The organism is Streptomyces sp. NPDC046866, from assembly GCF_040704625.1.
In the GTDB taxonomy this organism is placed as follows: domain Bacteria; phylum Actinomycetota; class Actinomycetes; order Streptomycetales; family Streptomycetaceae; genus Streptomyces.
The window spans coordinates 112,090-124,382 of record NZ_JBEYXN010000011.1; the positions used below are offsets into that span (position 1 = coordinate 112,090).

11 protein-coding genes are annotated in these 12,293 nt (G+C 72.4%); 5 read left to right on the forward strand and 6 right to left on the reverse strand.

The window, feature by feature from the left end:
- Positions 1-152 precede the first annotated feature (152 nt).
- Positions 153-941 carry a ferritin-like domain-containing protein gene (locus tag AB0953_RS18395; RefSeq protein WP_366860527.1) on the forward strand — a complete coding sequence of 263 codons (789 nt, stop codon included), beginning with the start codon at positions 153-155 and terminating at the stop codon, positions 939-941.
- A 28-nt stretch (positions 942-969) separates the two neighbouring features.
- On the opposite strand, the gene corA is transcribed toward AB0953_RS18395, so the two are convergent.
- Entirely contained in the window at positions 970-1,962 is a 993-nt protein-coding gene (corA, locus tag AB0953_RS18400) for a magnesium/cobalt transporter CorA (RefSeq protein WP_366860528.1), read from the reverse strand.
- A 117-nt stretch (positions 1,963-2,079) separates the two neighbouring features.
- On the opposite strand from corA, the gene AB0953_RS18405 reads away from it, so the two are divergent.
- The 4 genes from AB0953_RS18405 (at position 2,080) to mshC (ending at position 5,733) form a co-directional block, all read left to right on the forward strand.
- A complete protein-coding gene (locus tag AB0953_RS18405) occupies positions 2,080-2,817 on the forward strand; it encodes a histidine phosphatase family protein (protein ID WP_366860529.1) in 738 nt (245 codons plus the stop codon).
- A 77-nt stretch (positions 2,818-2,894) separates the two neighbouring features.
- Positions 2,895-3,485, forward strand: coding sequence for a DUF3090 domain-containing protein (locus AB0953_RS18410; protein WP_366860530.1), 591 nt, complete (start codon positions 2,895-2,897; stop codon positions 3,483-3,485).
- Positions 3,449-4,381 (forward strand): SCO1664 family protein, encoded by a 933-nt coding sequence (locus tag AB0953_RS18415; RefSeq protein WP_366860628.1) that lies wholly within the window; start codon positions 3,449-3,451, stop codon positions 4,379-4,381. The genes AB0953_RS18410 and AB0953_RS18415 overlap by 37 nt, the downstream gene beginning before the upstream one ends.
- A 122-nt stretch (positions 4,382-4,503) precedes the next feature.
- Positions 4,504-5,733, forward strand: a complete 1,230-nt coding sequence (mshC, locus tag AB0953_RS18420) for a cysteine--1-D-myo-inosityl 2-amino-2-deoxy-alpha-D-glucopyranoside ligase (protein WP_366860531.1) — start codon at positions 4,504-4,506, stop codon at positions 5,731-5,733.
- A 212-nt stretch (positions 5,734-5,945) separates the two neighbouring features.
- Here mshC and AB0953_RS18425 read toward each other — a convergent pair whose 3' ends face one another.
- The 5 genes from AB0953_RS18425 to AB0953_RS18445 all read right to left on the reverse strand — a co-directional run bounded on the left by AB0953_RS18425 (position 5,946) and on the right by AB0953_RS18445 (position 12,174).
- The gene (locus tag AB0953_RS18425; RefSeq protein WP_366860532.1) at positions 5,946-6,929 is read right to left on the reverse strand and encodes a PAC2 family protein; all 984 of its coding nucleotides are present in this window, start codon (positions 6,927-6,929) and stop codon (positions 5,946-5,948) included.
- A gap of 127 nt (positions 6,930-7,056) precedes the next feature.
- Positions 7,057-8,664: a glycerol-3-phosphate dehydrogenase/oxidase gene (locus AB0953_RS18430; protein WP_366860533.1), complete on the reverse strand. Its 1,608-nt coding sequence runs from the start codon at positions 8,662-8,664 to the stop codon at positions 7,057-7,059.
- Positions 8,665-8,703: 39 nt separating this feature from the next.
- Complete coding sequence (gene glpK, locus AB0953_RS18435) at positions 8,704-10,230, reverse strand: glycerol kinase GlpK (RefSeq protein ID WP_366860534.1); 1,527 nt, start codon at positions 10,228-10,230, stop codon at positions 8,704-8,706.
- A gap of 75 nt (positions 10,231-10,305) precedes the next feature.
- Complete coding sequence (locus AB0953_RS18440; RefSeq protein WP_366860535.1) at positions 10,306-11,088, reverse strand: MIP/aquaporin family protein; 783 nt, start codon at positions 11,086-11,088, stop codon at positions 10,306-10,308.
- 318 nt (positions 11,089-11,406) lie between these two features.
- A complete protein-coding gene (locus AB0953_RS18445; protein ID WP_366860536.1) occupies positions 11,407-12,174 on the reverse strand; it encodes an IclR family transcriptional regulator in 768 nt (255 codons plus the stop codon).
- Positions 12,175-12,293: the final 119 nt, after the last annotated feature.

Below are 12,293 nucleotides of genomic sequence, written 5' to 3' on the forward strand. Positions count from 1 at the left end.
GTGGTGGGGGCTCGGGGGTCTTCCCCGCCACGGCCGACACAGCCAACAACGCGCACGGGCCCCGCCGGGTTACGCCCCGGCGGCACCCCGTTCGGCCGAGTCCCTGCGGCCCCTCGGTTGCCCGGCCCCGCGAACGGCCGTTGACTCGAGGCATGCTCTCTGCCCGCAGCCTGTTCCAGGAGATCGTCGACCACGACGACTCCTTCCAGCTCTTCTGCTCGATCGCCGCCAGCGGGGAGTCCCAGGGCGGCTGGGAGAACGCGCGGATCGCGGCCCTCGTCCCCGACAGCATGCGCGAGCTCGCCCCCAAGATCACCCGGCACGGCGCCGACGAGGACAAGCACGGCCGCATCTTCCAGGCCCTGCTGCGCAAGCGCGGCCTGCCGGCCGTCCCGGTCCCGCCCGAGACCGACTACACGATGCTGCTGGAGCGCAGCGGCATCGGCCTGGCCCACGCCAAGCTCCGCTCGGACGAGCCGCTGACGGAGCAGGACATCGTCGTCTACCTCTCGCACAGCCGGGTCACCGAACAGCGCGCCGCCGACCAGATGGACATGCTGGTGCGGCACTTCGGCGACCACCCCGAGGTCGGCAAGGCCATCCGCATGATCAGCCACGACGAGGACAACCACCTCGCCTACTGCCACGAGGAGCTGCTCCGCCTCGCCCGCGAGGGCCACGGCCGCACCATCCAGCGGGTGCTGCGCGAGAGCGCCCTCACCGAGATCGCCGTCTACCGCGACGTCAGCCTCGCCGTCATGGGCCACATGGGCCGGCTCCTGCACTGGCCCGCCGCCAAATCGGCCGCGCTGGCCGCCGGCATCCGCGGCATGTACGCCTGGGAGCGCTTCGCCGGCTGGCACCGGATGGTCGCCCTGCACCCGCCGCAGCGGCGCAACGCCCTGGGCGGCGCGCCCGAAGGCGCCCCCGAGTTCGCCTAGCCGCCGGTTCGCCCGGCCGTCCGGCGCGCTACAGCCAGCCGCGGGACTTGAAGAGCCGGTGCAGGCCCAGGCAGGCCGCCGCCATCACCACCAGCACCCCCGGATAGCCCCACGCGTGCCGCAGCTCCGGCATGTGGTCGAAGTTCATCCCGTAGATGCCCGCGACCATCGTCGGCACCGCCGCCATGGCCGCCCATGCGGAGATCTTGCGCATGTCGTCGTTCTGCCGGACGCCCATCTGCGCCAGGTGCGCGGCCAGCGCGTCCGACAGCAGCCGGTCCAGGCCCTCGATGTACTCGTTGGCCTTCGTCAGATGGTCCGCGACGTCCCGGAAGAACGGCCTGGCGTGGTCGTGCACGAACGGCACGGTCCCGGAGGCGAGCCGGTCCATCGGCTGCAGCAGCGGGCTCGTCGCCCGGCGGAACTCCAGCACCTGCCGCTTGAACCCGTAGATCCGGGCGGCGGTGTTCCGGGTGTCCGGGGCCACCGGTGCGAAGACCTCCGCCTCCAGCTCCTCCAGGTCCGCCTGGAGCTCGGCCGCCACCTCGATGTAGTGGTCCACCACCGCGTCGGAGACCGCGTACAGCACCGCCGTCGGCCCGTGCCGCAGCACCTCCGGCTCCTGCTCCAGCCGCCGGCGTACGGCGGCCAGCGCGGCCCCCTCGCCGTGCCGGACGGTGACCACGAACGAGTCGCCGATGAACACCATCAGCTCGCCGGTGGCCACCGTGTCCGCGTGCTCGTCGTACACCACCGGCTTCAGCACGACGAACAGCGAGTCGTCGTACACCTCCAGCTTCGGCCGCTGGTGCGCCGTCAGCGCGTCCTCCACCGCCAGCTTGTGCAGTCCGAACTCCCGGCTGACGTGTTCGAATTCCTCCTCGGTCGGCTCGTGCATGCCGACCCAGAGGAACGCGTCGCCCACCGCCCGCGCCTCGTCGAGGGCGTCCGAGAAGTCCTCGGGGGCGGGGGAGCGGCGGCCGTCCCGGTACATCGCGCAGTCGACAATCACGCCGGGCATTGTCCCCCGCCGGGCGCCCGCCCGCACCAGGGCGCCCGCCCTCCCCTCCGCCCTGCCCCCGCCCCCGGCCGCGCCCCGAGCCCCCTCCGCCCCCTGCCGCCGCATAGGCTTGGCGCCATGGCCACGCTGATCCTCGTACGACACGGGCGGTCCACCGCCAACACCGCAGGGCTGCTCGCCGGATGGACCCCGGGCGTGGCCCTCGACCCCCGCGGCGCGGAGCAGGCCGCGGCCCTGCCCGGGCGGCTGGCCGGCGTACCGCTGGCCGCAGCCGTCAGCAGCCCCCTGCAGCGCTGCCGCGAGACCCTGGAACCGCTGCTCGCCGCCCGTCCCGAGCTCGAGCTGCACACCGACGAGCGCATCGGCGAGTGCCACTACGGCGACTGGTCCAACCGCAAGCTCTCCGAGCTCGCCGACGAACCCCTGATGAAGATCGTCCAGCAGCACCCCTCGGCCGCCGCCTTCCCCGGCGGGGAGTCCCTGCGCGCGATGCAGGCCCGCGCCGTGGACGCCGTGCAGGAGTGGAACGCGCGGGTCGAGCAGGAGCACGGCGGCGACGCCGTCTTCCTGATGTGCTCGCACGGCGACATCATCAAGTCCCTTGTCGCGGACGCCCTGGGCATGCACCTCGACCTCTTCCAGCGCATCCACGTCGACCCCTGCTCCGTCACGGCCGTCCGCTACACCGCGACCCGGCCGTTCCTGCTCAGGCTCGGCGACACCGGCGACTTCGGCTCGCTCGCCCCGCGCCCCGCCCGCGTACCGGACGGGGCCGGCGCCGACACCGCGAGCTTCGAAGCGGCCACCGAGGACGGCGGGAACGCGGTCGTGGGAGGCGGCGCGGGCGCGGCGTGATCGAACGGCGCAGTAGGGTGGATGGGCCAACACTGGTGCGCACCCGTGCCCCTGCCGCCGAGACTTGGAGACTGGACGTGCCCCGTCAGGTGTTCCTCTACGACCCGCCGGACCGCTTCGTGGCCGGCACGGTCGGTCTGCCGGGACGCCGTACGTTCTTCCTGCAGGCCTCCGCCGGCCCCCGCGTCACCAGCGTCTCCCTGGAGAAGACCCAGGTCGCCGCGCTTGCCGAGCGGATGGACGAGCTGCTGGACGAGGTCGTACGGCGCACCGGCGGCAACGCCGCGGTCCCGGCCGTGGCCCCCGCCGAGGCCGCCGACACCGCGCCGCTGGACGTCCCCGTCGACGAGGAGTTCCGCGTCGGCACCATGGCCCTGGCCTGGGACGGCGAGCAGCAGCGCATGATCGTCGAGGCGCAGGCGCTGGTGGAGCTCGACGCGGATTCCGAAGAGGACCTCGCCGAGGCGGAGGAGCGGCTCCTGCAGGACGAGGAGAACGGCCCGCCGATGCTCCGGGTCCGCCTCACCGGCGCCCAGGCCCGGGCCTTCGCCAAGCGGGCCCTGGACGTGGTCAACGCCGGCCGGCCGCCGTGCCCGCTGTGCAGCCTGCCGCTGGACCCCGAGGGCCACGTCTGCCCGCGCCAGAACGGCTACCGGCGCCAGGTGTGAAGGCCATGGGGGAGCTCGAGGAAGTGCTCGCCAAGGGCGAGCTGACCGTCGTCGGCCGGATCCCGGGGGCGTCCAACGCGGTCCTGCTGTGCACGGCCGTCTACGGGGGCGCCGGCGTCGACTGCGTCTACAAGCCGGTCAAGGGCGAGCGCCCCCTGTGGGACTTCCCGGACGGCAACCTCGCCCGCCGGGAGGTCGCCGCCTACCTGGTCTCCGAGGCCACCGGCTGGGGCCTGGTGCCGCCGACCGTGCTGCGCGAGGGGCCGTACGGGGAGGGCATGGTCCAGCAGTGGATCGAGTCCCGGGACGGCGACGCCGATGCCGATGAGGACGCCGATGCCGACGCCGGTGAGGCCGCCCCCGGGAGCGGCACCGGCGCCGAGGGCGCCGACGGCGCGCAGGAGGCCGCCGGGAGCGCGCTGCTGGCCCTCGTCGAGGGCGAGGAGGCGGGGGAGGGCTGGAAGCCCGTCGGCCTCGCCGACGTCGGGGAGGGCCGCACCGCGCTCCTCGTCCACGCGGACGACCCGCGGCTGCGCCGCCTCGCCGTCCTCGACGCCGTGATCAACAACGGCGACCGCAAGGGCGGCCACCTGCTGCCCGGGCCCGACGGGCGCCTCTACGGCATCGACCACGGCGTGAGCTTCCACGTCGAGGACAAGCTGCGGACCCTGCTGTGGGGCTGGGCGGGGGAGCCCCTGACCGACGAGGCCCGGGAGGTGCTGGGCCTGCTCCAGGGGCGCCTCGCGGACGGGGAGGCCCTCGCCACCCGGCTGGCCGAACTGATCACCCCCGCGGAGCTGGCCGCCGTACGGGCCAGGGTGGCGCGTCTGCTGCGCACCGGGGTGCACCCCAAGCCCTCCGGGCAGTGGCCGGCCATCCCCTGGCCGCCCGTCTGAGCAGGACGGGCCCGGAGCACACCGCGACACGCACAGAACCGGCCGGACCGCAAGAGTGGCGATCAGGCCAACCCTGCTGGTCCGGTTCGTTTTCGGAACACGCGTCCGGTTAGGCTCGAGGCATGCATGCCTGGCCCGCTTCTGAGGTCCCCGCCCTGCCCGGCAAGGGCCGCGACCTCCAGATCCACGACACCGCGACCCAGGGGAAGATCACCCTCGACCCCGGTCCCGTCGCCCGCATCTACGTCTGCGGCATCACCCCGTACGACGCGACCCACATCGGTCACGCGGCGACCTACAACGCGTTCGACCTCGTGCAGCGCGTGTGGCTCGACACCAAGCGGCAGGTTCACTACGTCCAGAACGTCACGGACGTCGACGACCCCCTGCTGGAGCGGGCGCAGCGCGACGGCCAGGACTGGACCGAGCTCGCGGAGCGCGAGACCGCGCTGTTCCGCGAGGACATGACCGCGCTGCGCATCCTGCCCCCGCAGCACTACATCGGCGCCGTCGAGGCCATACCGGGCATCGTGCCGCTGGTGGAGCGGCTGCGGGACGCCGGCGCGGCGTACGAGCTCGACGGGGACGTCTACTTCTCGGTGGAGTCCGACGCCCGCTTCGGCGAGGTCTCCCACCTGGACGCCGAGGCGATGCGGCTGCTGTCCGCGGAGCGCGGCGGCGACCCCGAGCGGCCGGGCAAGAAGAACCCGGTCGACCCGATGCTGTGGATGGCCGCGCGCCCGGGCGAGCCGAGCTGGGACGGCGGCTCGCTGGGCCCCGGCCGGCCCGGCTGGCACATCGAGTGCGTCGCCATCGCCCTGGAGCACCTGGGGATGGGCTTCGACATCCAGGGCGGCGGGTCGGACCTGGCCTTCCCGCACCACGAGATGGGGGCCTCGCACGCGCAGGTCCTCACGGGCGAGTTCCCGATGGCCAAGGCGTACGTGCACGCCGGCATGGTCGCGCTGCACGGCCAGAAGATGTCGAAGTCCAAGGGCAACCTGGTCTTCGTCTCCGCGCTGCGGCGGGCCGGGGTGGACCCGGCGGCGATCCGCCTCGCCCTGCTCTCGCACCACTACCGGGCCGACTGGGAGTGGACCGACGAGGTCCTCGCCGAGGCGGAGGCCCGCCTCGCGCGCTGGCGCGCGGCGGTGTCCCGGCCGGACGGCCTGCCGGCCGATGCGCTGGTGGAGGAGGTCCGGGCGGCCCTCGCCGACGATCTGGACGCCCCTGCGGCGCTGGCCGCGGTGGACCGCTGGGTGGAGGCCCAGAACGCCTCCGACGGCGACGACGTCACTGCCCCGGGCCTGGTCTCCCGCACGGTCGACGCCCTCCTGGGCGTCGCCCTGTAAGTCCGCCGCCCGTGTTCCGCTGCGCGGAGCTGTCCCCTCCCCGCCCCTTCCCGCTGTGTCGGACATGCGGCTCCGCCGCGTGGCGGGGCTCCGCCCCCAGACCCTCCCCCAGCTACCGCTGGGGGTAGCCCCAGCGCCTCGAACGCCGGCTGTATCAGCCCCGCCGGCGTTCGAGGCGAAAAGGGTCCGCTCCGCGCAGCGGCCACCCGCCGCTAGGAGACCGGCGGCTCCGGCGGGGCCGGGTCTTCGCCCGGGTCCTGGTCGGGGTCCGCCGGCCGGCGCGAGGGCCGCGTACGGCCCGAGGACGGGTCCCGGAGGTACGAGCCGTCGGCGCCGCCGGCCCCCGGCTCGGCGGCCGGATCCCGCCGCCGCAGATACCGTTCGAACTCCCGCGCAATGGCGTCCCCGGACGCCTCCGGCAGGTCCGCGGTGTCCCGCGCCTCCTCCAGCGTCTGCACGTATTCCGCGACCTCGCTGTCCTCCGCGGCCAGTTGGTCGACCCCCAGCTGCCACGCCCGTGCGTCCTCCGGCAGTTCGCCCAGCGGGATCCGGATGTCGACCAGGTCCTCCAGCCGGTTCAGCAGGGCCAGAGTGGCCTTGGGGTTCGGCGGCTGCGAGACGTAGTGCGGGACCGCCGCCCACAGCGACACCGCCGGCACCCCGGCGTGCGTGCAGGCCTCCTGGAGGATCCCCACGATGCCCGTGGGCCCCTCGTACTTGGTCTCCTCCAGGTCCATCGTGCGCGCCAGGTCGGGGTCGGAGGTGACCCCGCTGACCGGCACGGGCCGGGTGTGGGGGGTGTCGCCGAGCAGCGCCCCCAGGATGACCACCATCTCGACGCCCAGCTCGTGGGCGAAGCCCAGCAGTTCGTTGCAGAACGAGCGCCACCGCATCGACGGCTCGATGCCCCGAACGAGCACCAGGTCGCGCGGCTTGGCGCCGCCGATCCGCACCACGGACAGCCGTGTCGTCGGCCAGGTGATCTTCCGGACGCCGTTGTCCAGCCACACGGTCGGCCGGTTGACCTGGAAGTCGTAGTAGTCCTCGGCGTCCAGCGCCGCGAAGACCTCGCCCTTCCACTCCCGGTCCAGGTGCGCCACCGCACCGGAGGCCGCGTCACCCGCGTCGTTCCAGCCCTCGAACGCGGCCACCATGACCGGGTCGATCAGCTCGGGCACGCCCTCAAGCTCGATCACCCAGGTCTCCTTCCGAAGTTCCCTTGTGTACGTGGGAAAGCCTAAGCCTTGTGGGGACGGCTGCCACAGCCCACGACAGAGGGGCGGTTCCCCTCGGAACCGCCCCTCTTCCCCACCTGCGTCGGTGCTATGCCTTGCGGGCCAGCATCTCCTCGACGCGGCCGCGGACGGCGTCGTCGTCGAGGCCGCGGATGGTCACCGTCGTGCGGCGGCGCAGCACGTCGTCGACGGTCTCGGCCCACTCGAAGTCGCGGGCGTAGGCGACCTGCGCCCAGATCTCCGGGCCGTCGGGGTGGATCCGCTCGGCCAGCGCCGGGTCCTCGTTGGCCAGGCGCGCGATGTCGAAGGCGAGGGAGCCGTAGTGGGAGGCCAGGTGGCGGGCGGTCAGCGGGTCCATCCGCATGCCGGGCTCGCGGTCCACGAGCAGGCGGTGCGCGACGGCGTTGGGGTTGGCGACGCCGGGCAGCGGCACCCGGCGCACCAGGGACTTCACCGGCTCCATGTCGTCGGTGAGCGGGCTGCCGGGCAGCTTGGCCAGCTTGTCCATCACCACGCGGCCGATGTGGCGGTACGTGGTCCACTTGCCGCCGGCCACGGACAGCATGCCGCCCGCACCCTCGGTGACGACCGTCTCGCGCTTGGCCTTCTCGACGCCGCCGGGGCCGCCGGGCAGCACGCGCAGGCCGGCGAAGGCGTACGTCATCAGCGAGCGGTCGAGGTCGGCGTCCTTCACGGAGAAGGCGGCCTCGTCCAGGATCTGCTGGATGTCCTTCTCGGTGGCGCGCACGTCCGCCGGGTCGCCCTCGTACACCTCGTCGGTGGTGCCCAGCAGCAGCTGGTCCTCCCACGGCAGGGCGAAGGTGATGCGGTACTTGTCGATCGGGGTGGCCATCGCGGCCTTCCACGGCGACTTGCGCTTCATGACGATGTGCGCGCCCTTGGACAGGCGGATCGACGGCAGCGCGTGCTTGTCTTCCATGCGCCGCAGGTGGTCCACCCACGGGCCGGTGGCGTTGAGCACGACGCGGGCGTCGATGCCGAACTCGGTGCCGTCGAGGCGGTCTTTGAGCTCGGCGCCGGAGACCCGGCCGCGCGTGGTGCGCAGGCCGGTGACCTCGGCGTGGTTGAGGACGACGGCGCCGGACTCGACGGCCGCGCGGACCGTCATGACGGCGACGCGGGAGTCGTTCATCTGGTGGTCGTAGTAGACCGCGACGGCCTTGAGGTTGTCCGTCTTCAGGCCGGGGTTGTCGGCGACGGCACGGGCCGGGGATATGACCTTGCCCATGCCGTCGCCGAAGGCCGAGAGGGCGGAGTAGGCGAAGACGCCCGCGCCCAGCTTGGCCGCACCCACCGGACCGCCCTTGTAGACCGGCAGGTAGAACGTGAGCGGGTTGACCAGGTGCGGGGCCACGTCCTTGGCCAGCACCCGCCGCTCGTGGTGGTTCTCGGCCACCAGCTTGACCGCGCCGGTCTGCAGGTAGCGCAGACCGCCGTGGACGAGCTTGGAGGAGGCGGAGGAGGTGGCGCCGGCGAAGTCGCCGGCGTCCACCATGGCCACCCGCAGACCCGACTGCGCGGCGTGCCAGGCCACCGAGGTGCCCAGGATTCCACCGCCGATGACCAGCAGGTCGTACGTGGCCTTGGCCAGCTGCTCACGGGTCTCGGCGCGGCTCGCGTTCGAGCCGGCGGTCGGGTGCGTGCCCAGGGCGGGGACGCTCTGCAGGGTGCTCATGATCTCTTCAGCTCCTCATCGGTTCGTCGGCTGGTGCGGTCAGCCGGCGTTTTCCTCGTCGATCCAGCCCATGGACCGCTCGACGGCCTTGAGCCAGTTCTTGTACTCGCGGTCCCGCTGCTCGGCGGGCATGCGCGGGGTCCACTCCGCCGCGCGGCGCCAGTTGGCGCGCAGGGCGTCGGTGTCGGGCCAGAAGCCGACGGCCAGGCCGGCGGCGTAGGCGGCGCCGAGGCAGGTGGTCTCGGCGACCATCGGACGGACCACGGGGGCGTCCAGGAAGTCCGAGAGCGTCTGCATCAGCAGGTTGTTGGAGGTCATACCACCGTCGACCTTGAGGGCCGCCAGCTCGACGCCGGAGTCCTTGGTCATGGCGTCGGTGATCTCGCGGGTCTGCCAGGCGGTGGCCTCGAGCACGGCACGGGCGATGTGCGCCTTGGTGACGTAGCGGGTGAGGCCGGCGATCACACCGCGGGCGTCGGAGCGCCAGTACGGGGCGAACAGGCCGGAGAAGGCGGGGACGAAGTAGGCGCCGCCGTTGTCCTCGACGGAGGAGGCCAGCGTCTCGATCTCGGCCGCGGACTTGATCAGGCCCATCTGGTCGCGCATCCACTGCACCAGCGAGCCGGTGACGGCGATGGAGCCCTCCAGGGCGTAGACCGGCTTCTGGTCGCCGATCTGGTAGCCGACCGTGGTCAGCAGGCCGCTGTAGGAGTTGATGATCTTGTCGCCGGTGTTCATCAGCATGAACGTGCCGGTGCCGTACGTGGACTTGGCCTCGCCCTCGCTGAAGCAGGTCTGGCCGAACAGGGCGGCCTGCTGGTCGCCGAGTGCGGAGGCGACCGGGACGCCGGCGAGGACGCCGTCCTTGACGTGGCCGTAGACCTCGGCGGAGGACTTGATCTCGGGGAGCACGTTGAGCGGGACGCCCATGGACTCCGCGATCTTCTCGTCCCAGGCCAGGGTGTGCAGGTTCATCAGCATGGTGCGCGAGGCGTTGGTGACGTCCGTGACGTGCGCACCGCCCTGGGCGCCACCGGTGAGGTTCCAGATGACCCAGGTGTCCATGGTGCCGAAGAGGATGTCGCCGGCCTCGGCGCGCTCGCGCAGGCCCTCGACGTTGTCGAGCAGCCAGCGGACCTTCGGGCCGGCGAAGTATGAGGCGAGCGGCAGGCCCGTCTCGCGGCGGAAGCGGTCCTGGCCGACGTTGCGGCCGAGCTCCTTGCACAGGGCGTCGGTGCGGGTGTCCTGCCAGACCAGCGCGTTGTGCACCGGCTCGCCGGTGTTCTTGTCCCACAGGACGGTGGTCTCGCGCTGGTTGGTGATGCCGATCGCCTTGACGTCGGCGGCGGTGATCTCCGCCTTGGCGATGGCGCCGGCGACGACCTCCTGGACGTTGGTCCAGATCTCCTTGGCGTCGTGCTCGACCCAGCCGGGCTTGGGGAAGATCTGCTCGTGCTCCTTCTGGTCGACGGCGACGATGCGGCCGTCGCGGTCGAAGACGATGCAGCGGGAGGAGGTGGTGCCCTGGTCGATCGCGGCGATGAAGGGGCCGGTGCTGGTGGTCATGGTGGCTGCTCCTGGGAGGTCTGTGAGGTGCGGAACCAGTGGGCGGTGCGGCGTGCGAACGCGGCCGGTAGCTGATCAGGCGAACGCGATGTTGTACAGACCGCCTGCGAGGGCGGCGCCGGCGAGCGGGCCGACCACCGGTATCCAGGAGTAGCCCCAGTCCGAGCCGCCCTTGTTGGGCAGCGGCAGCAGGGCGTGGACGATGCGCGGACCGAGGTCGCGGACCGGGTTGATGGCGTAGCCGGTCGGGCCGCCGAGCGAGAGGCCGATGCCCACGACGACGAAGGAGGTGATCAGGACGCCGATGACGCCGAGGCCCTTGCCGTCGTCCTGCAGGCCCTGGGTGAGGATCGCGAGGACGAGGACGGCGGTGCCGATGATCTCGGTGACGAGGTTCTGCACCACGTTGCGGATCTCGGGGCCGGTGGAGAAGACGCCGAGGACGGGGCCCGCCACGTCGTGCGGGTGGGGGTCCTCCGGGCCGAGCTTGGCGTCGCGGATGTGCTCGGGGTCCGAGAGGTGGGCCCGGAACTGGCCGTAGTAGGTGACCCACATCAGCACGGCGCCGAGCATGGCGCCGAGGAGCTGGCCGGCGAAGTAGACCGGAACGTCGCTCCAGTCGCCGTTCTTGACTGCGAGGCCGACGGTGACCGCCGGGTTCAGGTGCGCGCCGGAGAGCGGGGCGGAGACGTAGGCGGCGATCAGTACGGCGAAACCCCAGCCGAAGGTGATCGAGAGCCACCCGGCGCCCCGGGCCTTGGAGCTCTTGAGGGTCACGGCGGCGCAGACACCGCCGCCGAGCAGGGTGAGCAGGGCGGTACCGATGGTCTCGCCGAGGAAGATGTCGGAGCTGGACACCCGCGACTCCTTTGTCTTACGTCCAGGGGTGGGCGGACCCGGGTTGACGTGACCCGCGGTCCGCGCACTCGGTGAGTGCTTCACCGGTCCTTGGCCTTGCCCCACCCTAGCGCGTATTGCCGGTAGGTGTTCGACAATGCCGACCGATGAACGGCAGTTTTTCGCCCGTGTGAAGAACGCGTCAAGAGTTGGCCAGGCCAAAGTGTCGGATCGTTACCACTCGGTGCGATCGATCAAATCCGGCCATGCGATGGCCGGGATATGACGAAAAGAGGGCAGAAAGCGGCCAGGATCCGGCCGAGAAGGGGTGGCGAAGGCCTAGAACCGGCCCGCGCCGAGGTCGCGGGAAACGGACCGCGCGCAGTCGCGCACGGAGGCCACCAGGGCCGGACGGGGCTCCCCGGACTCCCCGCAGACCCGCTCCACGGCGCCCGCGACGGCCACCGCGCCGACCGGCATCCGGCGCCGGTCGTGGATGGGGGCGGCCACCGAGGCGATGCCCTCCCAGGTCTCCTCCACGTCCGCGGCCCAGCCCCGCGCACGGGTCAGCTCCAGGATCTCCTCGAAGCCCGCGCCGTCGGTCACCGTGCGGGGCGTGAACGCCTCGCGCTCCGCCTCCAGGGCCTCGGTGTGCGCCACCGGGTCGTACGCCGACAGCACCTTGCCCAGCGCCGTGGAGTGCAGCGGCTGCATGGCCCCCACCTCCAGGACCTGGCGGCTGTCGTCGGGGCGGAAGACGTGGTGCATGATCAGCACCCCGCTCTTGTGCAGCACGCCCACGTACACGCTCTCGCCGCTCGCCCGGGCCAGGTCGTCGGTCCACACCAGCGCGCGGGCCCGCAGCTCGTGCACGTCCAGGTAGCTGTTGCCCAGGCGCAGCAGCTCGGCGCCCAGCTGGTAGCGGCCCGAGGCGGGGTCCTGCTCCACGAAGCCCTCGGCCTGCAGGGTGCGCAGGATCCCGTGGGCCGTGCCCTTGGCCAGGCCCAGCGCGCCGGCGATGTCCGACAGGCCGAGGCGCCGCTCCCCGCCCGCCAGGAGCCGCAGCATCGCAGCGGCTCGTTCGAGCGACTGGATGTTCCGTGCCATGGCTGCAGCCTCCTGCTGACGTAGTTCGACAATGCTGAACACTATCGGCCCATGCCGACCTCCCGCATGGTTGGGCACCTGTTCAGGCCGATGTCGTCCGGAAGTCCCGCGGGCGCCGC

What these genes read in the sequence shown, in the direction of transcription:
- AB0953_RS18395 (WP_366860527.1), top strand. Translation starts at nt 153, where the DNA reads ATGCTCTCTGCCCGCAGCCTGTTCCAGGAGATCGTCGACCACGACGAC.
- AB0953_RS18405 (WP_366860529.1), top strand. Translation starts at nt 2,080, where the DNA reads ATGGCCACGCTGATCCTCGTACGACACGGGCGGTCCACCGCCAACACC.
- glpK (WP_366860534.1), bottom strand. Translation starts at nt 10,230, where the DNA reads ATGACCACCAGCACCGGCCCCTTCATCGCCGCGATCGACCAGGGCACC.
- AB0953_RS18445 (WP_366860536.1), bottom strand. Translation starts at nt 12,174, where the DNA reads ATGGCACGGAACATCCAGTCGCTCGAACGAGCCGCTGCGATGCTGCGG.
- mshC (WP_366860531.1), top strand. Translation starts at nt 4,504, where the DNA reads ATGCATGCCTGGCCCGCTTCTGAGGTCCCCGCCCTGCCCGGCAAGGGC.
- AB0953_RS18430 (WP_366860533.1), bottom strand. Translation starts at nt 8,664, where the DNA reads ATGAGCACCCTGCAGAGCGTCCCCGCCCTGGGCACGCACCCGACCGCC.
- corA (WP_366860528.1), bottom strand. Translation starts at nt 1,962, where the DNA reads ATGCCCGGCGTGATTGTCGACTGCGCGATGTACCGGGACGGCCGCCGC.